This is a genomic window from Amphibiibacter pelophylacis (assembly GCF_037688875.1).
GTDB lineage: Bacteria > Pseudomonadota > Gammaproteobacteria > Burkholderiales > Burkholderiaceae_C > Amphibiibacter > Amphibiibacter pelophylacis.
Genome location: NZ_JAWDIE010000009.1, coordinates 111,651 through 131,314 on the forward strand (window position 1 = coordinate 111,651; position 19,664 = coordinate 131,314).

At 66.3% G+C, this 19,664-nt stretch carries 21 protein-coding genes and 1 tRNA gene; 15 read left to right on the forward strand and 7 right to left on the reverse strand.

What is annotated here, in order from left to right:
- The first annotated feature begins 10 nt into the window (after window positions 1–10).
- From RV045_RS07630 to RV045_RS07645, 4 genes are read left to right on the forward strand one after another with little or no spacing between them, the layout of a single operon-like run.
- Window positions 11–3,091: an efflux RND transporter permease subunit gene (locus RV045_RS07630; RefSeq protein ID WP_423235185.1), complete on the forward strand. Its 3,081-nt coding sequence runs from the start codon at window positions 11–13 to the stop codon at window positions 3,089–3,091.
- Window positions 3,092–3,100: 9 nt separating this feature from the next.
- Window positions 3,101–4,009 carry an alpha/beta fold hydrolase gene (locus tag RV045_RS07635; protein ID WP_423235186.1) on the forward strand — a complete coding sequence of 303 codons (909 nt, stop codon included), beginning with the start codon at window positions 3,101–3,103 and terminating at the stop codon, window positions 4,007–4,009.
- Between the two features lie 27 nt (window positions 4,010–4,036).
- Window positions 4,037–4,336 carry a YlcI/YnfO family protein gene (locus tag RV045_RS07640; RefSeq protein WP_423235187.1) on the forward strand — a complete coding sequence of 100 codons (300 nt, stop codon included), beginning with the start codon at window positions 4,037–4,039 and terminating at the stop codon, window positions 4,334–4,336.
- Window positions 4,336–4,653, forward strand: coding sequence for a type II toxin-antitoxin system RelE/ParE family toxin (locus tag RV045_RS07645; RefSeq protein WP_423235188.1), 318 nt, complete (start codon window positions 4,336–4,338; stop codon window positions 4,651–4,653). The genes RV045_RS07640 and RV045_RS07645 overlap by 1 nt, the downstream gene beginning before the upstream one ends.
- Window positions 4,654–4,702: 49 nt before the next feature.
- Here the strand turns inward: RV045_RS07645 and RV045_RS07650 are convergent, their stop codons facing one another.
- From RV045_RS07650 to RV045_RS07660, 3 genes are read right to left on the reverse strand one after another with little or no spacing between them, the layout of a single operon-like run.
- Complete coding sequence (locus tag RV045_RS07650; RefSeq protein WP_423235189.1) at window positions 4,703–5,779, reverse strand: protein-glutamate methylesterase/protein-glutamine glutaminase; 1,077 nt, start codon at window positions 5,777–5,779, stop codon at window positions 4,703–4,705.
- 22 nt (window positions 5,780–5,801) lie between these two features.
- A complete protein-coding gene (gene cheD, locus RV045_RS07655; protein ID WP_423235190.1) occupies window positions 5,802–6,449 on the reverse strand; it encodes a chemoreceptor glutamine deamidase CheD in 648 nt (215 codons plus the stop codon).
- A gap of 37 nt (window positions 6,450–6,486) precedes the next feature.
- Window positions 6,487–7,338, reverse strand: a complete 852-nt coding sequence (locus RV045_RS07660) for a CheR family methyltransferase (RefSeq protein ID WP_423235209.1) — start codon at window positions 7,336–7,338, stop codon at window positions 6,487–6,489.
- Window positions 7,339–7,551: 213 nt separating this feature from the next.
- Here RV045_RS07660 and RV045_RS07665 point away from each other — a divergent pair, with 213 nt between their 5' ends.
- Genes RV045_RS07665 through RV045_RS07675 form a run of 3 tightly spaced genes read left to right on the forward strand, consistent with a single transcriptional unit; the run spans window position 7,552 to window position 9,674 of the window.
- Window positions 7,552–8,409 carry a GGDEF domain-containing protein gene (locus RV045_RS07665; RefSeq protein WP_423235191.1) on the forward strand — a complete coding sequence of 286 codons (858 nt, stop codon included), beginning with the start codon at window positions 7,552–7,554 and terminating at the stop codon, window positions 8,407–8,409.
- 1 nt (window position 8,410) lies between these two features.
- A complete protein-coding gene (locus RV045_RS07670) occupies window positions 8,411–9,235 on the forward strand; it encodes a MinD/ParA family protein (RefSeq protein ID WP_423235192.1) in 825 nt (274 codons plus the stop codon).
- A 10-nt stretch (window positions 9,236–9,245) separates the two neighbouring features.
- On the forward strand, window positions 9,246–9,674 hold the full coding sequence (locus RV045_RS07675) for a group II truncated hemoglobin (RefSeq protein ID WP_423235193.1): 429 nt from the start codon (window positions 9,246–9,248) through the stop codon (window positions 9,672–9,674).
- Here the strand turns inward: RV045_RS07675 and RV045_RS07680 are convergent.
- Complete coding sequence (locus RV045_RS07680; protein WP_423235194.1) at window positions 9,632–10,312, reverse strand: Smr/MutS family protein; 681 nt, start codon at window positions 10,310–10,312, stop codon at window positions 9,632–9,634. The genes RV045_RS07675 and RV045_RS07680 overlap by 43 nt on opposite strands.
- A 24-nt stretch (window positions 10,313–10,336) precedes the next feature.
- Window positions 10,337–11,026 carry a RadC family protein gene (gene radC, locus RV045_RS07685; protein WP_423235195.1) on the reverse strand — a complete coding sequence of 230 codons (690 nt, stop codon included), beginning with the start codon at window positions 11,024–11,026 and terminating at the stop codon, window positions 10,337–10,339.
- A 145-nt stretch (window positions 11,027–11,171) separates the two neighbouring features.
- Here radC and RV045_RS07690 point away from each other — a divergent pair, with 145 nt between their 5' ends.
- The 4 genes from RV045_RS07690 (at window position 11,172) to RV045_RS07705 (ending at window position 14,068) form a co-directional block, all read left to right on the forward strand.
- Window positions 11,172–11,627, forward strand: a complete 456-nt coding sequence (locus RV045_RS07690; RefSeq protein WP_423235196.1) for an FKBP-type peptidyl-prolyl cis-trans isomerase — start codon at window positions 11,172–11,174, stop codon at window positions 11,625–11,627.
- 8 nt (window positions 11,628–11,635) lie between these two features.
- A complete protein-coding gene (gene ispH, locus RV045_RS07695; protein ID WP_423235197.1) occupies window positions 11,636–12,586 on the forward strand; it encodes a 4-hydroxy-3-methylbut-2-enyl diphosphate reductase in 951 nt (316 codons plus the stop codon).
- 48 nt (window positions 12,587–12,634) lie between these two features.
- Entirely contained in the window at window positions 12,635–13,957 is a 1,323-nt protein-coding gene (serS, locus tag RV045_RS07700; protein ID WP_423235198.1) for a serine--tRNA ligase, read from the forward strand.
- 20 nt (window positions 13,958–13,977) lie between these two features.
- Window positions 13,978–14,068, forward strand: a tRNA-Ser gene (locus RV045_RS07705).
- 70 nt (window positions 14,069–14,138) lie between these two features.
- On the opposite strand, the gene RV045_RS07710 is transcribed toward RV045_RS07705, so the two are convergent.
- A complete protein-coding gene (locus RV045_RS07710) occupies window positions 14,139–14,690 on the reverse strand; it encodes a peroxiredoxin-like family protein (protein WP_423235199.1) in 552 nt (183 codons plus the stop codon).
- Between the two features lie 31 nt (window positions 14,691–14,721).
- Between RV045_RS07710 and RV045_RS07715 the strand changes: the two genes are divergently transcribed.
- Window positions 14,722–15,627 carry a cupin domain-containing protein gene (locus RV045_RS07715; protein ID WP_423235200.1) on the forward strand — a complete coding sequence of 302 codons (906 nt, stop codon included), beginning with the start codon at window positions 14,722–14,724 and terminating at the stop codon, window positions 15,625–15,627.
- On the opposite strand, the gene RV045_RS07720 is transcribed toward RV045_RS07715, so the two are convergent.
- Window positions 15,533–16,057 carry a putative toxin-antitoxin system toxin component, PIN family gene (locus tag RV045_RS07720; RefSeq protein ID WP_423235201.1) on the reverse strand — a complete coding sequence of 175 codons (525 nt, stop codon included), beginning with the start codon at window positions 16,055–16,057 and terminating at the stop codon, window positions 15,533–15,535. The genes RV045_RS07715 and RV045_RS07720 overlap by 95 nt on opposite strands.
- Before the next feature lie 300 nt (window positions 16,058–16,357).
- Here RV045_RS07720 and rpsL point away from each other — a divergent pair, with 300 nt between their 5' ends.
- The 3 genes from rpsL to fusA all read left to right on the forward strand — a co-directional run bounded on the left by rpsL (window position 16,358) and on the right by fusA (window position 19,530).
- On the forward strand, window positions 16,358–16,735 hold the full coding sequence (gene rpsL / locus RV045_RS07725) for a 30S ribosomal protein S12 (RefSeq protein ID WP_423235202.1): 378 nt from the start codon (window positions 16,358–16,360) through the stop codon (window positions 16,733–16,735).
- 152 nt (window positions 16,736–16,887) lie between these two features.
- The gene (gene rpsG / locus RV045_RS07730; RefSeq protein ID WP_423235203.1) at window positions 16,888–17,358 is read left to right on the forward strand and encodes a 30S ribosomal protein S7; all 471 of its coding nucleotides are present in this window, start codon (window positions 16,888–16,890) and stop codon (window positions 17,356–17,358) included.
- Between the two features lie 69 nt (window positions 17,359–17,427).
- Window positions 17,428–19,530: an elongation factor G gene (gene fusA / locus RV045_RS07735; RefSeq protein WP_423235204.1), complete on the forward strand. Its 2,103-nt coding sequence runs from the start codon at window positions 17,428–17,430 to the stop codon at window positions 19,528–19,530.
- Window positions 19,531–19,664: the final 134 nt, after the last annotated feature.

The following is a 19,664-nucleotide window of genomic DNA, read 5'->3' on the forward strand; positions in this document are numbered from 1 at the left end:
CGGAGCGGCCATGAATTTCTCCGCCTGGAGCATCCGCAACCCGATTCCGGCCATCATGCTGTTCATCCTGCTGACGGCCATGGGCCTGGTCAGCTTCCAGCGCATGACGGTGCAGAACTTCCCCGACATCGAGCTGCCGGTGGTCACCGCCGTGGTGACCTGGCCGGGCGCCTCGCCGGGGCAGATGGAAACCGAGGTCACGCGCAAGATCGAAAACGCGGTGGCCAACCTGCAGGGCCTCAAGCACATCCACGGCCGCGCTTACGACGGCGCGACCAGCGTGTCTGTCGAGTTTGACATTGCCAAGAACATCGACACCGCCGTGCAGGAGGTGCGCGACGCCGTGGCCGGTGTGCGCTCGACGCTGCCGGCCAACGCCAACGACCCGGTGGTCAGCAAGGTCACCTTTTCCAGCCAGCCCATCCTGACCTTCACGGTGTCGTCCAGCCGCATGGACGAGGCCGATCTGTCCTGGTTTGTCGATGACACCATTTCGCGCACCCTGCTGGGCGTGCGCGGCGTGGGCAAGGTCAGCCGCGTGGGCGGAGTCAGCCGCGAGGTGCGCGTCGAGCTCGATTACGGCCGCATGAACGCGCTGGGCGCCACGGCCGCCGATGTCTCGCGCCGTCTGGCGCAGATCCAGCAGGACGGCTCGGCGGGCAACGCCGAGCTGGGCACTTCGGCGCAGACCATCCGGCTGCTGGGCACGGTGAAAACGGCGGGCGAACTCGCCGCCCTGCCCATCACCCTGAGCGACGGGCGCAGCGTGCGCCTCTCGGACATCGCCACCGTGCGCGACACCGTGGCGCCGCGCACCATGGCCGCTTACATCGACGGCAAAAAGGCGGTGGCCTTCGAGGTGTCGCGCGCCAAGGGCTACGGCGAAATCGACGTGGCCGCGCGCGTCAACGCCGCGCTGGACGGCCTGAAAAAGCAGAACCCCGGGCTGGAGCTGACCGAGGCCTTCAACTTCGTTTACCCGGTCCAGGAGAATTACAGCGCCTCCATGCACCTGCTCTATGAGGGCGCGATCCTGGCGGTGCTGGTGGTGTGGATTTTCCTGCGCGACTGGCGTGCCACTTTTGTGGCGGCGGTGGCGCTGCCGCTGTCCATCATTCCGGCCTTCGCCGGGATGTATTTCATGGGTTTTTCGCTCAACATCCTGACGCTGCTGAGCCTGTCGCTGGTGGTTGGCATCCTGGTCGATGACGCCATCGTCGAGATCGAGAACATCGTGCGCCACCTGGGCATGGGCAAACCGCCGCTCGAAGCCGCGATGGAGGCCGCCGACGAAATCGGCATGGCGGTGATCGCGACCACCTTCACGCTGATCGCGGTTTTCCTGCCGACGGCCTTCATGGGCGGGATTCCGGGCAAGTTCTTCGTGCAGTTTGGCTGGACGGCGGCGATCGCGATTTTTGTCTCGCTGGTCGTGGCGCGCCTGATCACGCCCATGATGGCGGCCTACATGCTGCGCCCGCTCAAGCACGAGATGACCGACGGCTGGCTGATGAAGCGCTACCTGCGCGCCGCCGCCTGGTGTCTGAAGCACCGCGTGATCACCATGATGGTGACGGCGGTGTTTTTTGTCGGCAGCCTGGCGCTGGCCGGGACGCTGCAGACCGGCTTCATCCCGGGGGATGACGCCTCGCAGTCGCAGGTGTCGATCGAGCTGCCGCCCGGCAGCACCTTCGCGCAGACCGAGGCACTGGCGCTGCGCACGCGCGATCTGGTCCAGACCAACCCGTATGTGACGCGCGTTTACACCGCCATCGGCGGCGGCGCGGCGGGGGGCGATCCCTTTGCCAGCCAGGCGGGCGATGTGCGCAAGGCCACGCTGACGGTGCAGCTCAAGCAGCGCAGCGAGCGCGGCGGCGTGCGCAAGCAGGCCATCGAGAAGCAGCTGCGCGAGCTGATGCACCAGGTGCCCGGCGTGCGCTACCGCGTCGGTCTGGCCGACAACTCGTCCAAATACCAGCTGGTGCTGCAAAGCGAGAACGGCGAGCAGCTGCTGGCCCACGCGCAGACAGTCGAGAAAGAGCTGCGCTCGGTGCCCGGCATCGGCAGCGTCACCTCCAGCGCCAGCCTGCTGCGGCCCGAGCTGCTGATCCGTCCCGATTTCAACCGCATGGCGGCGGCGGGCGTCACTTCGGCGGCGGTGGCCGACACGGTGCGTGTGGCCACGGCGGGCGATTTTGACCAGGCGCTGGCCAAGCTGAACGTGTCGCAGCGCCAGATTCCGGTCGTGGTGCGCCTGCCCGACGCCGACCGCAAAAACCTGGATCACATCAAGGGTCTGCTGGTGCCGGGCAGCGGCGGGCCGGTGGCGCTGGAGAACTTCGCCGACGTGTCGCTGGGCTCGGGCCCGCAGCAGATCGAGCGGCTGGATCGCTCGCGCCGCGTGCAGTTCGACATCGAGCTCAACGGTCAGCCGTTGGGTGTGGTCAGCAAGGCGGTCAGCAAACTGCCGTCGGTGGCGCAGCTGCCGCCGGGCATCCACCAGATCAACATCGGCGACGCCGAGGCCATGGCCGAGCTCTTCGCCAGCTTTGGTCTGGCGATGCTGACGGGCGTGTTCTGCATCTATGTGGTGCTGGTGCTGCTGTTCAAGGAATTCTTCCAGCCCGCGACCATCCTGTCGGCGCTGGTGCTGTCGGTGCCCGGCGCCATGCTGGCGCTGTGGCTGACGCGGTCCAGCATCTCCATGCCCGCGCTGATCGGCCTGATCATGCTGATGGGCATTGCCACCAAGAACTCCATCCTGCTGGTGGAGTACGCCATCGTGGCGCGGCGCGATCACCACCTGTCACGCTGGGACGCGCTGCTGGACGCCTGCCACAAGCGCGCGCGCCCCATCGTGATGACGACCATCGCCATGGGCGCGGGCATGCTGCCGGTGGCGCTGGGCATAGGCTCGGACGGCAGTTTCCGTGGGCCCATGGCCATCGTGGTGATCGGCGGGCTGATCACGTCCACTTTCCTGAGCCTGCTGGTGGTGCCGGTGGTGTTCACCTATGTGGACGATGTCATCCGCCTGCTGGAGCGGCTGGTGCGTCGGCGCAAGGCCCCCGCGCCCAGCCCCGGCCACTGAGGCGGGCGCATGCTGCGCCGTCTGCTGGGCCTGCTGATCGCTGCGCTGGCGCTGTCGGTGGGCTTTTATCAGGCGCCCGACCGGCCGCTGTCCTGGCTGATCCAGCCCTGGGCGCTGCCGCCGTCGCAGTTTGAGGAGATCCAGGGCGTGCTCACGCACGAGCGCGATCAGGGCCGCACCGGCGCGCCCACCCTGCTGCTGCTGGCCGACTGGGGCTCCAGCCTGCATGAGTGGGACCGCGTGTCGCGTACGCTGCGCGACAGCCTGCGCGTGGTCAGCGTCGATCTGCCGGGCAGCGGCCTGAGCGATCCGGCGCCCGGTGCCCAGTACAGTGTTCAGGACCAGGCCCGCTGGCTGGCGGCCTACATCCGGGATCGCCGGCTGGGGCCGGTCTGGCTGGTGGCGCATGGTCTGAGCGCGGACACCGCCTGGGCGCTGGCCCAGAACGAGCCCGCGCTGGTGCGCGGCCTGCTGCTGGAGACGCCGTTGCCGCGTGACGCCTCCGGCCACCTGCTGTCCGCGCCCTGGCTGCCCTGGGTCGATGTGCCGGTGCTGGACACGCTGTCGCGCTGGGTGCTGCCGCTGCCGCTGGTTGAGCGCGCTGTGACCGCCCGCTTTGGCGGCCGCCCACCCCCCGTTGGTCTGGCCCAGCGCACCTATGACATCCTGCTGCGCGAAGGCCACCGCGAGGCTTTGACCGAGCGCTGGCGCCAGCAGCGCGAGCTGCCGCCCGGTGGCCCCGCGCCCGCGCTGGGCTCCCGCTGCCTGGTCCGCCAGGAGGCATCCACCCCGCTGGCGCAGCTCGCCCGCTTTGGCGGCTGCGGCTTCGAGCCCACCCCCACGGGCGCGTGGGACTGGCACGAACTCGACCCCGAGGCCTTCGTGCTGGCGGTGCGGCGGTGGGTGGGGCAGAAGTAAGCGATCCCGGTCCTGTTTGTATCGCAGATGAAATACACTGCTCTGATGAAAACCGCCAGTCTCCCCCCTGTCCGTGTGGCCCCCGAGTTACGACGCGATCTTGAGAGCGTTCTGCAGCAGGGTGAAACGCTGTCCCAGCTGGTTGAATGCGCCGTGCGCAGTGTCGTCGAGCAGCGCAGGCACCATGCGGAGTTCGTGCGCCGTGGCCTCGCTTCGATTCAGGACGCGCAGCGCACCGGCAGCAGCATTCCTGCCGAGACGGTGCTGGCTGGTCTGGAGGCCAGGCTGGAAACGGCCCGGGCCGGACTGCCAGCCCGGCGCAGCTGATGGCCTACCGGGTCACGTTCAGTGCTGGGGCAGCCCGGGACCTGGAGGCGCTTTTTGATTTTGCGCTGCAGCGCGAACTGGACAGCGACACCGGCGATCTGGACATCCCTGCGCGCGCTATTCAGGCCATCCGGGAGGGCATCGCTTTTTTGCAGACTTCGCCGTTTTCCTGTCGCAAGGCGGGCGACAGCGCCTTTCTGCGCGAGCTGATCATCCCGTTTGGCCAGACGGGCTACGTGGCACTGTTCGAGATTGTGGACAGCCGCACGGTCATCATCGGCGCGGTACGCCATCAGCGCGAAGCCGATTACTACTGAGCGGCAGATCGGAGCCTGAATCCGGGTGTGCCCAGGTCAGGAACCAGCCTCAAATCCGGTGCATCACCCCCGCCGCGCCTGTCGAGCGCAGGTGACCCAGCACTTTGGCGGCGATCTGGTCCAGCGGCAGGACCTCGTTGGCGGCACCCGCAGCAATGGCTTCCTTGGGCATGCCAAAGACCACGCAGCTGGCCTCGTCCTGGCAGATGTTGTAGGCGCCCGCCGTGCGCATTTCGGCCATCGCCTTGGCGCCGTCGCCGCCCATGCCGGTCAGCATGATGCCGATGGCGTTGCGCCCGACCACGCGGGCGGCCGACTGGAACAGCACTTCCACCGACGGTTTGTGGCGGTTGACGGGCTCGCCGTCGCGCACCCGCGCCAGATAGTTGGCGCCCGAGCGCTCGACGCTGAAATGCATCCCGCCCGGCGCGATGTAGGCGCAGCCCGGCAGCAGGCGCTCGCCGTCGGCAGCTTCCTTGACACGGATGCGGCACAGCCCGTCCAGGCGCTGCGCGTAGCTGCGCGTGAAGCCCGGCGGCATGTGCTGGGTGATGGCGATGGCCGGGCAGTCGGCCGGCATGTTGATCAGCACGTCCTTGGTGGCCTCGGTGCCGCCGGTGGAGGCGCCGATGAAAATGATTTTCTCGGTGGACAGCCGCCCCAGTGGCGCACCGGCCGCCTGCACGGGCGCAGCAGCGGGCGGCAGGTGGCTGACGCGGCGCACGCGCGCGCGCGCAGCGATGCGGATCTTGTCGGTGATCTCCTGCCCCAGCGCCTGCATCCCGGCGGCCAGGCCCAGCTTGGGTTTGGCGACGAAATCCACCGCGCCCAGCTCCAGCGCCTTCATGGTGACTTCGGCGCCGCGCTCGGTCAGCGTGGACACCATCACCACCGGCATGGGCCGCAGCCGCATCAGCTTGCCCAGGAAGTCGATGCCGTCCATTTTGGGCATTTCCACGTCCAGCGTGATGACGTCGGGGTTGAGCGCACGGATCATCTCCCGCGCCTGCAGCGGATCGGCGGCGGCGCCGATGCACGTCATGTCGGCGCAGCGGTTGATGATGTCGGTCAGCAGGGATCGGATCAGGGCGGAATCATCCACCACCACCACTCGGATTTTGCTCATGCGGTTTCCTTGTCGCGCGCGTTCAGAACAGGTCCACTGTTCCGCCGCGCGCCGTCTGGGTCTGGGCCACCTGGCGCAGGGCAGCGCGGTCCTGCTCGGCGACCGTGGTCGAATAGGTGGGCTGCAGGCGCTTCACCATGGCCTTGCCGCTGGCGGGCAGGAAGCAGACCTTGCGCGGGTAAATGTCCATCACGTCCTGCGACACGATGGGGATGCGTTCTGTCTTGAGGTAATTGATGACGAACTCGGTGTTGGTCTTGCCCACGTTCATGCTGTTCATGCCCTGGATGACGGCGGCGCCGCCAAAGACCTTGGCCTCCATGGTGCTGCGGTTGGCGCCCATCTTGATCAGTTCGTTGATCAGCAGCTCCATGGCGTAGGAGCCATAGCGCCCCACGCCCGCCGTCTGGCTGTCGCCCGATTCGGGCAGCAGGAAGTGGTTCATGCCGCCCACGCGCATCTGTTTGTCCCAGATGCAGGCGGCGATGCACGAGCCCAGCGTGGTCATGATGAGAATATCTTCGCGGTCGACAAAGTACTCGCCGGGCAGGACCTTGACGGTGTCCTTGCGGAAAAAGGTGTCGTAATAAAAGAAGCTCGCCTGGCCAGGCCGCGAGGGCCGGGCGCGCAGGGCATCAAGCCGGGAGTTGCTGGAGAGGGTCTGCGACATAAAAGCCTTGGTCGGTGCGTCTGGGGGCCCGGCGGGCTCACACCCGCTCGTAGATCGTCTTGCCACGCAACCGGAAAAGGTCGGTCGCATCGGTGAAGTTTTCGGAATGCCCGACGAAGAGCAAACCCCCCGGCTTCATCTGTCCGTGCAGATTGCGCAGGACTTCACGCTGTGTGCGCTCGTCGAAGTAGATCATCACGTTGCGGCAGAAGATCATGTCGAAGGGTTCGCCGCGCGGCCACGTGCCGCTGATCAGGTTGAAGGGGCGGAATTCGATCATGCGCGCCAGATCGGGCTTGACGCGCATGCGGCCCTCGTTGCCACGCACGCCTTTCAGGAAGAACTGGTGCATGCGCTGCGCCGACAGCCCGCGCGGGTTGACCGGATACACGCCGCTGCGCGCCGTGGCCAGCACCTGGGTGTCGATGTCGGTGGCGACGATGCGGGCCTGCGCGCGCACGCCCAGCGTTTCGGCGATGACCATGGCCAGCGAATAAGGCTCCTCGCCCGTGGACGCCGCGCAGCACCACAGTCGCAGCGGTCCTGTCCATTTGGACAGCGCGTCGTGCAGCGCGTGGAAGTGGTGCTCTTCGCGGAAAAACGCCGTCAGGTTGGTCGTCAGCGCGTTGGTGAACTGCTCGAACTCGGCCTGTCCGGCGCCGCTTTCCAGGAAGTTCAGATACTCGCTGAAACTGGTGTGGCCGGTTTCCTTCAGGCGCCGCGTCAGGCGGCTGAAGACCATGGCATGCTTGCCCTCGTGCAGCGAGATGCCCGCGCGCTGGTAGATCAGCTGGCGGATGCGCGTGAACTCGCTTTGCGTCATTTCCAGCGTCGACGCCGACACCAGCGGCCCTGCTGGAGCCGCTTCCTGCCTCTGTGTCCCGAGCATCATGGCAAATCAACCTTGACTGATGAGTTTTGTGGTCTGGTCGGTCCATAAGACCGCATCACAGTATGTCGGCAAGGAAACGGCTGCAAGCAGGAATATGATGACGCTTTCAGGCACTGTTCCCCCCATTCAGCCCTGGAGCGGCCTCCTAAACTGGTTGCCTGGTACAGACTCTGGGCCGTGCCCCGTTTTTCGCAGCAAGCTTCACACACCATGCCGGCCACCCCCATCGTCCCGACAGAGCTTCAGCTCGACACCGCGCTGCAGCTGATCCGGCAGTCCGAACTGCCGCTGCCCAGCCGGGAGGGGCATGCGCTGCGCTGGCTCCAGACGGTGATCGACCATCTGGTGGATCTGTCCTCACGTGATTCCATGACGGGGCTGGCCAACCGGCGCAGCTTCGAGATGACGCTGTCGCGCGAAATCGACCGCGTGGCGCGCACGGGCGAACCCACGCTGCTGCTCACGCTGGACATCGATCTGTTCAAGAACATCAACGACAGCCACGGCCACGCCGTGGGCGACCGCGTGATCCAGTCGGTCGGGCACACGCTGCTGCAGTGCGTGCGGCCCATGGACACCGTGGCGCGCGTGGGCGGCGAGGAGTTCGCCGTCCTGCTGCCCAACTGCCCGCCCGCCTTTGGCTCGGCCGTGGCCGAGCGCATCCGCCAGCGCATCGCGGGCAGCACTGTCACGCTGTCCAGCGGCCAGGCGCTGGGTTTCACGGTGAGCATCGGCGGTGCGTTTGCGCCGCAATGGGTGCGCACCACCCACCTGATCTGGATGGAACGCGCCGACCTGCAGCTCTACCGCGCCAAAAGCGAAGGCCGCAACCGCGTCTGCCTGGAGAGCACGGCCATCTCCGAGGTCAGCGCGGAAGAGAAAAACCTGCTCTTCGGCCACGTTTCACGCCCAGCCGAAATGAGCGACGCCCCTCCGCTGCAGCGCCGCCGCCGCGATGCGTCGGCCGCCGACGGCATGGAGCCGCGCCCTTCGCGTCGGCGCAAACCCGAAAAAGCCGATCTCAGCCTGCTGGGCCTGCTCCCCGACAAAACCGACCAGGCCCGCTGACATGAACACACCGCATTCCAGTCCTGCCCAGCAGGGAGCCCAGCCGCACAGCGGCGCGCGCATCACCGCCATCACCAGCGGCAAGGGTGGCGTGGGCAAGACTTTTGTCACCGCCAACCTGGCCGCCGCGCTGGCCCAGAAAGGGCAGCGCGTTCTGGTGCTGGATGCGGACCTGGGCATGGCCAACCTGGACGTGGTGCTCAGCCTTTACCCGCGCATCACCCTGCACGACGTGTTTCGCGGCAGCCACACGCTGGACGAGGCGCTGATGGACGCGCCGGGCGGCTTTTCCGTGCTGCTGGCCGGATCGGGCCTGATCGATTATTCGCGCCTGACCCCGCTGGTGCGCGAGCGCCTGCTCGAGGTGCTGGACGCCATGCGCCCGCGCTTTGACCACATCCTGCTGGACACGGGCGCGGGCATCTCCGACGTGGTGCTCTACACCGTGTCGCTGGCCGACCGCGTGCTGGTGGTGACCACCCCCGAGCCGACCGCGCTCACCGACGCCTACGCCACCATGAAAATCCTGGCCAGCACGCAGCAGCGCCGCCGCATCGAAGTGTTGGTCAACCAGATCAACCGTCCCGGCGAAGGCGCGGTGCTGTGCGAACAGCTGCAGCAGGTGGTGGACCGCTACGTCAGCTCGGGCAGCAGCCTGGCGCTGCGCCTGCGCTGTCTGGGCGAGGTGCCGCTGGACAACTCGGTGCGCGACGCCGTCGCCCGCCGCCAGCTGCTGCTGGATCTTTACCCCGGCAGCCCGGCGGCCCGCGCCCTGCGCGACGTGGCCCAGCGCATGAGCCTGCTCGACAGCCCCGCCCTCGTCTGATCCCGCTCCGATGACGACTCACCCCACGCCCTTCGAGCGTCTGGGCGGCGAGAGCGCCGTGCGCGAGCTGGTCGACCGCTTCTACGACCTGATGGATCTGGAGCCCGTGCTGGCACCGCTGCGCGCGCTGCACCCCACGTCGCTCGATGGCTCGCGCGACAAGCTCTTCTGGTTCCTGTGCGGCTGGCTGGGCGGCCCGGCGCACTTCGAAAACCGCTTCGGCCACCCACGCCTGCGCGCCCGCCACCTGCCCTACGCCATCGACAGCGACGCGCGCGACCAGTGGCTGGCCTGCATGCACCAGGCCCTGGAAGACTGCCAGGTGCCGCAGGATCTGGCGCAGGCGCTGTGGCCATCGATCGCGCAATTGGCCGACCACATGCGCAACACGCCCGATCAGCCGTCCAGCAGCACGATCACTGCGCCCGCGCCGCCCTGAGGCGCGCTGGCCTGCACAAAGGCCAGCACATGCCGGTGGTGCGCCAGCCAGCGGCGCACGCGCACTTTCAGCACCGATTCGCGCCCCGGCGATCCTAGGCCCTTGCCGTGAATGACGCGCACGCAGCGGTGGCCCATCTGCCAGCAGCGGCGCAGAAAGAGCAGCAGTGCGTCGTGCGCTTCGTCCTGGCGCAGGCCGTGCAGATCGAGCTGGTCGCGGATGGCCCAGTCGCCCTTGCGCAGGCGCACGACCACATCGGGCCCGATTTCGGGGCGCGACCAGCTCAGCTCGTCGCTGGTCCACAGCAGGGTGGCGATGTCCACGCCGTCGCGCAGCGCCTGCGCCAGCGCGGTGCTGGCGTCGTGCTCCTGGCGGGTGCGGCGCAGCACGGGGCGCACGGGCTCGTGCACAGCGCGGTTGCGGTGGCGTGGCCCCAGCGGCAGCACGTCGCTGACGGCGCGGTCAAACAGCGCCGCATCGGTGACGGGAACTGCGGACACTGCGGCTGATGCCGGCGCTGGCGGAGGCACCCGCCCCGGCAGCACCATCGCAGCGGCCGTGGGGCGCGCACGCTGGATCTGGCTGCGAATGCGCTGCCAGGTCTCCTGTTCGCCCATGCCGGGATGGCGTTTGCCCATGACGGTCCTGAAATCCTTTGCCGTTCACAGCCAGCCCTTCTCGGCCAGCGACACCACCCGGTGCACGGTGACGACCAGATGGTCGAGCAGCCGCACCTCCACGCTGGCCAGGGTGTCGTGCAGACGGCGGGTGATCTCGCGGTCGGCGTGCGACGGTTCGCATTCGCCCGAGGGGTGGTTGTGCGCCACGATCACGGCCGCCGCATTGAGCAGCAGGGCGCGGCGCAGCACCTCGCGCGGGTAGACACTGGCCTGGTTCAGCGTGCCCAGAAACAACTCTTCAAAGCGGATGAGCTGGTGGCGATTATCCAGAAAAAACGCCGCGAACACCTCGCGCGGGGATTGCGCCAGGCGCAGCCGGACATAGTCCTTGGCGTGCTGCGGCGCATCGAACACCGGGCTTTCGTGCAGCGACTGCGCCAGCGCGCGGCGCGTCATTTCCAGCCAGGCGCTCAGCTCGGCGCGGCGCGCGGGCCCCAGGCCCGGCAGGGCGGGCAGCTCGGTGCGGGCGATCATCAGCCCGGCAAAGCCGCCGCAGCAGTCCAGCATGTCCTGCGCCAGCGCAAAGACATTGCGCCCCGGCGTGCCCGTGCGCAGCACCAGCGCCAGCAGCTCGACATCGGCCAGCGCCTGCGGGCCGCGCGCCAGCAGTTTCTCGCGCGGGCGCATGGCCGGCGGCAGGTCCTTCACTCCAACAGGCGGGCTGGGAATCACGGTGGCGGTCTCCGGCACTAAAATGGCCTTTTGACGCACTCTAGGCCCAGCGGCCAGACGGCGCCAGACTCACCCCCCGCAGGGCGATCCAGCTGTCCTTCCGGGCTGCCCTGCCCAATTTGCCCCTCCATCAGGCCCGAACGCCGTGAGCGACACCCCCCCCATCATCCAGCCCGATTCCTTCCTGACACTGCACTACCGCCTGAGCGATGACAGCGGCCGAGCCGTCGTGGACACCTTCGAAGGCCTGCCCGCCACGCTCACGCTGGGCGATGGCGCGCTGGCTCCCGCCATCGAGGCGCACCTGATCGGCCAGGCGGAGGGCGCGCAGGTGGACGTGACGCTGCCGCCCGGCGCCGCCTTTGGCGAGCGCAACGAGGGCATGATCCAGCGCGTCAGCCAGCAGCTGCTGGGCACCCTGAGCGACGCGACCGAGAACTACCAGGTCGGCGACGCGGTCAGCTTCCCGGCACCCGATGGCTCGGGCGTGTTTGGCGGCGTGGTGCGCGAGATCGGCGACGGCTGGACGCTGTTCGATTTCAACCACCCGCTGGCCGGGCGCGGGGTGCGCTTTGAAGCCCGCATCCTGAGCGTCCTGTGAGCGCCGCCATGACAGACACCGCTGCTGAAATTCTTCTGGCCGAACCGCGCGGTTTCTGCGCGGGCGTGGACCGCGCCATCGACATCGTCGAAAAGGCCTTGGCCAAATTCGGCGCGCCCATTTATGTCCGCCACGAAATCGTCCACAACACCTTCGTCGTCAACGATCTGAAGTCCAAAGGCGCCATCTTCATCGAGGACCTGGCCGACGTGCCGCCCGGCGCCACGCTGGTGTTTTCGGCCCACGGCGTCAGCCAGGCCGTGCGCACCGAGGCCAAGGCGCGCGGCTTTTCGGTGTTTGATGCGACCTGCCCGCTGGTGACCAAGGTCCACGTCGAAGTGGCCAAGCTGCATCGCGAGGGCTACGAATTCATCATGATCGGCCACAAGGCGCACCCCGAGGTCGAGGGCACCATGGGCCAGCTCTCGGAAGGAATTTACCTGGTTGAAACCGCCGCCGACGTGGCCGGTGTGCCGGTGAAAAATCCGGCCAAAGTGGCCGTGGTGACGCAGACCACGCTGTCGGTGGACGACACGCGCGAGGTCATGGCCGCCATTCAGGCGCGCTTTCCGCAGGTGCGCCAGCCCAAGCAGCAGGACATCTGCTATGCCACACAGAACCGCCAGGACGCCGTGAAAGTGCTGGCACCGCAGTGCGATGTGGTCATCGTGGTCGGCAGCCCGACCAGCTCCAACAGCAACCGCCTGCGCGAGGTCGCCGACCGGCTGGGCACCCCCGCCTACATGGTTGACAGCGCCGACGAGGTCCGCCCCGAGTGGCTGGAAGGCCGCCAGCGCGTGGGCCTGACCGCCGGCGCTTCGGCGCCCGATGTACTGGTCCAGGCCGTCATCGACCGCCTGCGCGCGCTGGGCGCGATCAGCGTGCGCCAGCTGCCGGGCGTGACCGAATCCATCCGCTTTCCGCTGCCCAAGGGTCTGGGCTCTGGCCCGAACGCCTGACAGCCCGGCACCCGCCGAATTTTCCGACCTGACCTGAACGGACGACCCATGCTGGACATCAACCTGCTGCGCCGCGACCTCGATACCGTCGTTGCCGCCCTGAACCGCCGCACCCCGGCGCAGACTTTCCTGGACGTGCCGCGCTACCAGGCGCTGGAGGCCGAGCGCAAGACGCTGCAGACGCAGACCGAATCGCTGCAGGCACAACGCAACAGCCTCTCGAAACAGATCGGCCAGCTCAAGGCCAAAAAGGAAAACACCGACGCGCTGATGGCTCAGGTCGGCGAGATCGGCGACGGCATGCGCCAGTGCACCGAGCGGCTGGACGCGCTGCAGGCCGAGCTGCACAGCCTGCTGATGCACCTGCCCAATCTGCCCGACCCCAGCGTGCCCGATGGCACCGACGAGCATGGCAACGCCGAACTGCGCCGCTGGAACCCGGACGGCCAGGGCCCGCGTGCTTTTGATTTCCCCGTGCGCGACCACGTGGCGCTGGGCGAGCCGCTGGGCCTGGATTTCGAGCTGGGCGCGCGCCTGTCCGGGTCGCGCTTCACTTTCCTGCGCGGGCCGGTGGCGCGCCTGCACCGCGCGCTGGCGCAGTTCATGCTGGATATGCACACGCAAAAGCACGGCTACACCGAGTGTTACACGCCCTACATCGTCAACCGCGAGGTGCTGGAGGGCACGGGCCAGCTGCCCAAGTTCCGCGACGACATGTTCTGGGTCAGCCGGGGTGGCGATGAGCAGCAGGCCGAGCAGTATCTGATCAGCACCTCCGAAATCACCCTGACGAATGCGGTACGTGGCCAGATTCTGGATGCGGCCGAGCTGCCTTTGATGTTCACCGCACACAGCCCCTGCTTTCGCAGCGAAGCGGGCAGCGCCGGGCGCGACACGCGTGGCCTGATCCGACAGCACCAGTTCGACAAGGTGGAAATGGTGCAGATCGTCGCGCCCGAGCACAGCATGGCCGCGCTGGACGCGATGACCGCGCACGCCGAGGCCGTGCTGCAGGCGCTGGAGCTGCCCTACCGCGTCATGGTGCTGTGCGCGGGCGACATGGGATTTGGCGCGGTGCGCACGCACGATCTGGAGGTGTGGGTGCCCGCGCAGAACACCTACCGCGAGATCAGTTCCTGCTCGAACATGGGTGCCTTCCAGGCCCGGCGCATGCAGGCGCGCTACAAAACTGCGCAGGGCAAAAACGAGTTCGTCCACACCCTGAACGGCTCTGGCCTAGCCGTGGGCCGCACGCTGGTGGCGCTGCTGGAGAACCACCAGCAGGCCGACGGCAGCATCGCCATCCCCGCTGCACTGCGCCCGTGGCTGGGCGGCGTGGAGCGCATCGCAGCGCCCGGCGATCCTGTATAATCTGGTGCTTGACCCTTGCAGGAAAGGTGGCAGAGTGGTCGAATGCGCCGGACTCGAAATCCGGTATACAGTTTCACTGTATCGAGGGTTCGAATCCCTCCCTTTCCGCCAGAACGCACTGAAAACCGCCCGGAAGATTTCTGGGCGGTTTTTTTATGCGGTGCAGAAATCTGCAGTGGCGTTATACCGCGCCGGTGTACTCGCCCCGCGCCGGATAGTCATTGGTGATGGCGAAGTCCAGGGCGCCGAGCAGTTCGCGAAACGAGGGGCGGGCAAACGGCATGGTCTGGGTCGCGCCGTAATACAGGGTGCCGTCCGGTCGGACGATAAAAACCCCGGGCTCGCTGAACAGGGCGGGCTCTTCGAGGCCGCTGGACGTCTTGCCCCGTGAGGTGCTGATGAACAGACCCCACTGGCGGGCCTTGGCCAGGTCGAGCCCATAGCCGATGCGCAGGTTTTTGGCCTTGATCTTTTCTGCCATGGCCTGGGCGCGCTCAGCGCTGTCGCTGCTGATGGCCACCACCTGCAGGCCCCGCTGGCTGAACTCCGGGATCAGGGCTTCGAGTTCTGTCAGGTATTTGACGCACAGCGGGCAGTGCAGCCCTCTGTAAAACACCACGAGATCGAAAGTGTCGGCCGCCGGGGCGCCCAGAACGAACTGTGCGCCGGTGGTCAGGGGGACGCTCAGCGCCGGGACGGGCTGGCGGGGGATCAATGCGATGGCTTGGCTCATAAAAACTCCTGCTGGGATAAACGGCAGTGGCTTGACACTGCGAGAGGCAGTGTGCTGTACTTCAGGCAATCAAAAATTCAAAAACAATTGCAATTCGTACGAAATGACAGAAACCAGACTCGATCGCCTGTCCGCTCTCATGGAAGGGCTGAGCCCCCGGGTGACGCTCTTCATGTCCACGCACAGCCGGCTGGATGCGGGCAATCCGCTGCCGGGTGAGGCAGCATCTCTGTGGCTGTATCCCGTGACGCGGGGCGCGGTCTGGCTGGACACCCGGGGCCGGCGCCAGCGCATCGAGCCGCCGGCCCTCGTGGCCCTCCGGTCGGACCAGCCTCACGTGCTGACCCGGCACGCTGGGGCCGATCCGGACCCGCTGATCTGTGCGCAGGTCGGACTGACCGGCCCGGTGGCCACCCTCTTTCTTGAGGAGTTTGCGCAGGCGCGCATTCTCGCCCTGTCGGACGACGAGCCCGCGCTGCGCCTGGCGCTTGCCCTGATCGAAGCCGAGCTGGATGTGCCGCGCTGCGGTCAGCCGGCCCTGCTTGGCCGCGCAGGCGACATTCTCTTCATCGGTGTATTGCGTCACCTGGTGGCCCGGCCGGGTGGGCAGGAGCGGGGCCTGTTCCGCGGGCTGGCCGATGCCCGGATCGCCCGGGCGCTGGTGGCGATCCACCAGCGCCCGTCATGGGGGTGGGATCTGGAGCGTCTGGCGCACGAGGCCGGCATGTCGCGCACCGCATTTGCCACCACGTTCCGCGAGGTGATGAAACGCACGCCGGGCAGATACCTGTCCGCCTTGAGGCTGGCCATTGCGCAGCGCGCCGTCGATCAGGGCAAAGGGCTCAAGGAAGCGGCCCGCACGGCGGGGTATGCGAATCCGTCGGCGCTGTCCCGGGCCCTGACCAAGGCGCGCCTTCAGGGGCCGGCACCGGGCTGATCTGCGGCTCTGCCACCGTCACGCCCAGTCCAGCCAGCTTGCGCCGCAGCTTGAGCAGCGCGCGGTCGCGCGTGAGCAGCAGGGCGGGCGCCAGAGCCAGAGCCAGATCGACGAACATCTGGTCGTCGCGGTCGCTGCAGCGCGGGCGAATCAGGGGTGGACTGGGGTCGGGATGCGGCTGGATCAGCGCGGACAGGCTGTCCAGTGTTTCGCCAGTGTCTGAACTGCGATCGGCCCACCGCGCAGGATCGGTCATGTGGGCATATTCGGCCAGCACCGCCGGGCTGACGCACCACAGCAGACGGCCCGCGCGCACCGCGTCCAGCCAGCGGGCGCTGTCCGGGTGGCCGAAAACCAGCCAGTCCAGCAGCACATTGGTATCGACAACAAGGCGGTGGACCGCCACCGGCTGGAGATCAGGATCGGTCATGCGTCATGTGAGCACGAAGTCAGGCGCAAAGCCCGCGAAAAAACGACAGGAAGCATCAGGGCGTGAAGTCCTGGATGCAGACGCCATGGTAAACCCTTGTCGGCAGGCCGGGCCATGCCTATAATGGGGGGCTTTCTTCTCAGCAAAAGCGCTCGCAGCAGGAGCAAACGTGCATCGAGGACCTTGCTTCAGGTGGCCATCTGGCGGCCTGGGACCAGGCATCGGTGCTTTTCGTTTTGCTGCTGCCGGGCTGTGTCAACGTGGGGCCGGCGTGCTGGCCCTCAACTCCAACAGCAAGTTATGCCAACCATCAATCAGCTTGTCCGCCAAGGCCGTAAGGTCGAGGTGGTGAAAAGCAAGTCTCCTGCCATGGAGAACTGCCCCCAGCGTCGTGGCGTGTGCACCCGCGTGTACACCACGACCCCGAAAAAGCCGAACTCGGCGCTGCGTAAGGTCGCCAAAGTGCGCCTGACCAACGGCTTCGAGGTCATTTCCTACATCGGCGGCGAAGGCCACAACCTCCAGGAACACAGCGTGGTTCTGGTCCGTGGCGGCCGTGTGAAGGATCTGCCTGGCGTCCGTTACCACATCGTGCGCGGTTCGCTCGACCTGCAGGGCGTGAAAGACCGCAAGCAGTCGCGCTCCAAGTACGGCGCCAAGCGTCCCAAGAAGGCCTGATTTTCGGGCTCCCCGGGTTGCTCACGCAATCCATCCCCATCATCCGGTGCCCTTCAGGTCACCGAGTAAGTGGTGTGGCGCCCCATATGGGTTTGCGCTCACCGCGGCTGCCAGGATCATCCAAAGCGGCCCACTGAAGTCAAGGAAAGACAATGCCACGTCGTCGCGAAGTCCCCAAACGGGACATCCTCCCCGATCCGAAATTCAATTCGGTCGAACTGTCCAAGTTCATGAACGTCATCATGGAATCGGGCAAAAAAGCGGTTGCTGAACGCATCATTTACGGTGCGCTGGAGTTGGTTGAGAAGAAAGCTGGCAAAGAGCCGCTGGAAGTGTTCACCACCGCTTTGAACAATGTGAAGCCCCTGGTCGAGGTGAAATCCCGCCGTGTGGGTGGCGCCAACTACCAGGTGCCCGTTGAAGTGCGCCCCGTCCGCCGCGTGGCCCTGGGCATGCGCTGGCTGAAAGAAGCCTCGCGCAAGCGCAGCGAGAAATCCATGGCCCAGCGTCTGGCTGGCGAGCTGCTGGACGCCTGCGAAGGCCGTGGCGGCGCCATGAAAAAGCGCGACGAAGTTCACCGCATGGCCGAAGCCAACCGCGCTTTCTCGCACTTCCGCTTCTGATCCCACCCTCATGACCGCAGCGCCGCCAGGTGCGGCGTGCGCGGTCTATTTCTGTATCTGGAGAGAGTCATGGCTCGCAAGACCCCCATCGAGCGTTACCGCAACATCGGTATTTCCGCGCACATCGACGCTGGCAAAACCACCACCACCGAGCGCATCCTGTTCTATACCGGTGTGAACCACAAGATCGGTGAGGTGCACGACGGCGCAGCCACCATGGACTGGATGGAGCAGGAGCAGGAACGTGGCATCACGATCACGTCCGCTGCAACGACCTGTTTCTGGAAGGGCATGGACCTCTCCTTCCCAGAACACCGCATCAACATCATCGACACCCCCGGACACGTGGACTTCACCATCGAGGTGGAGCGTTCCATGCGCGTCCTGGACGGCGCCTGCATGGTGTACTGCGCCGTGGGCGGCGTGCAGCCGCAGTCGGAAACCGTCTGGCGTCAGGCCAACAAGTATCGCGTGCCGCGTCTGGCCTTCGTCAACAAGATGGACCGCACCGGTGCCAACTTCTTCAAGGTCTACGACCAGATGAAGCTGCGCCTCAAGGCCAACCCCGTGCCCATCGTCATCCCCATCGGCGCTGAAGAAAACTTCCGCGGCGTGGTCGACCTGCGCAAGATGAAAGCGATCATCTGGGACGAAGAATCCCAGGGCATGAAGTTCAACTTCGAAGAGATCCCCGCCGAGCTGCTGGCTGACGCCAAAAAGTGGCGCGAGAGCATGGTCGAGGCTGCCGCCGAGGCCAGCGAAGAGCTGATGAACAAGTACCTCGAAGAGGGCGATCTGACCGAAGAAGAGATCACCCTGGGCCTTCGTACGCGCACCATCGCGGGCGAGATCCAGCCCATGCTGTGCGGTACTGCGTTCAAGAACAAGGGTGTGCAGCGCATGCTGGACGCCGTGATCGAGCTGATGCCTTCCCCGATCGACATCCCGCCTGTGACGGGTACGGACGACGATGAGGTCGAAACCAGCCGCAAGGCCGACGACGGCGAGAAGTTCTCCGCGCTGGCGTTCAAGCTGATGACCGATCCCTTCGTGGGCCAGCTGACCTTTGTGCGCGTCTACTCGGGCGTGCTGAGCAAGGGCGACTCGGTCTACAACCCGGTCAAGGGCAAGAAAGAGCGTATCGGCCGTATCGTGCAGATGCACGCCAACGAGCGCCAGGAAGTGGATGAGATCCGCGCCGGTGACATCGCTGCCTGCGTGGGCCTGAAGGAAGTCACCACGGGCGAAACCCTGTGCGACCCCAACGCCATCGTGACGCTGGAACGCATGGTCTTCCCCGAGCCGGTGATCACCCAGGCTGTCGAGCCCAAGACCAAGGCCGACCAGGAAAAAATGGGCGTTGCGCTGCAGCGTCTGGCTGCGGAAGATCCTTCTTTCCGCGTCAAGACCGACGAGGAATCGGGCCAGACCCTGATCGCCGGTATGGGCGAGCTGCATCTGGAAATTATTGTCGACCGCATGAAGCGCGAATTCGGCGTGGAAGCCAACGTCGGCAAGCCGCAGGTGGCCTACCGCGAAACCATCCGCAAGACGGTGGAAGACGTCGAAGGCAAGTTCGTGCGCCAGTCGGGCGGTAAGGGCCAGTACGGTCACGTCGTGCTCAAGATCGAGCCGATGGAGCCGGGCAAGGGCTTCGAGTTCGTTGACGCCATCAAGGGTGGCGTGGTGCCGCGCGAGTTCATCCCCGCCGTGGAAAAGGGCCTGATCGACACGCTGCCCAATGGCGTGCTGGCCGGTTTCCCGGTGGTGGACGTGAAGGTCACGCTGACCTTCGGCTCCTACCACGACGTGGACTCGAACGAAAACGCGTTCAAGATGGCTGCGTCCATTGGCTTCAAGGACGGCTGCCGCAAGGCCAGCCCCGTCATTCTTGAGCCCATGATGGCCGTGGAAGTCGAGACCCCGGAAGACTACGCCGGCAACGTGATGGGCGATCTGTCCAGCCGTCGCGGCATGGTCCAGGGCATGGACGACATGGTCGGCGGTGGCAAGGTCATCAAGGCCGAAGTGCCGCTGTCGGAAATGTTCGGCTACTCGACCACGCTGCGTTCGATGTCGCAGGGCCGCGCGACCTACACGATGGAGTTCAAGCACTACTCGGAAGCCCCGAAGAACGTGGCTGACGCCATCATCACCTCGCGCGCCAAGTAAGCGCACCTTTTACAAGCGGTCTTCATCCGGCCGCGCAGGGCCTGCCAGTGTCCTGCGGCATCCTTTTCAGGAGGGCCGGATGGAAACCTTAACCCCTACTGGCGCGTTCTTTTTTACGGAGCAGATATATGGCT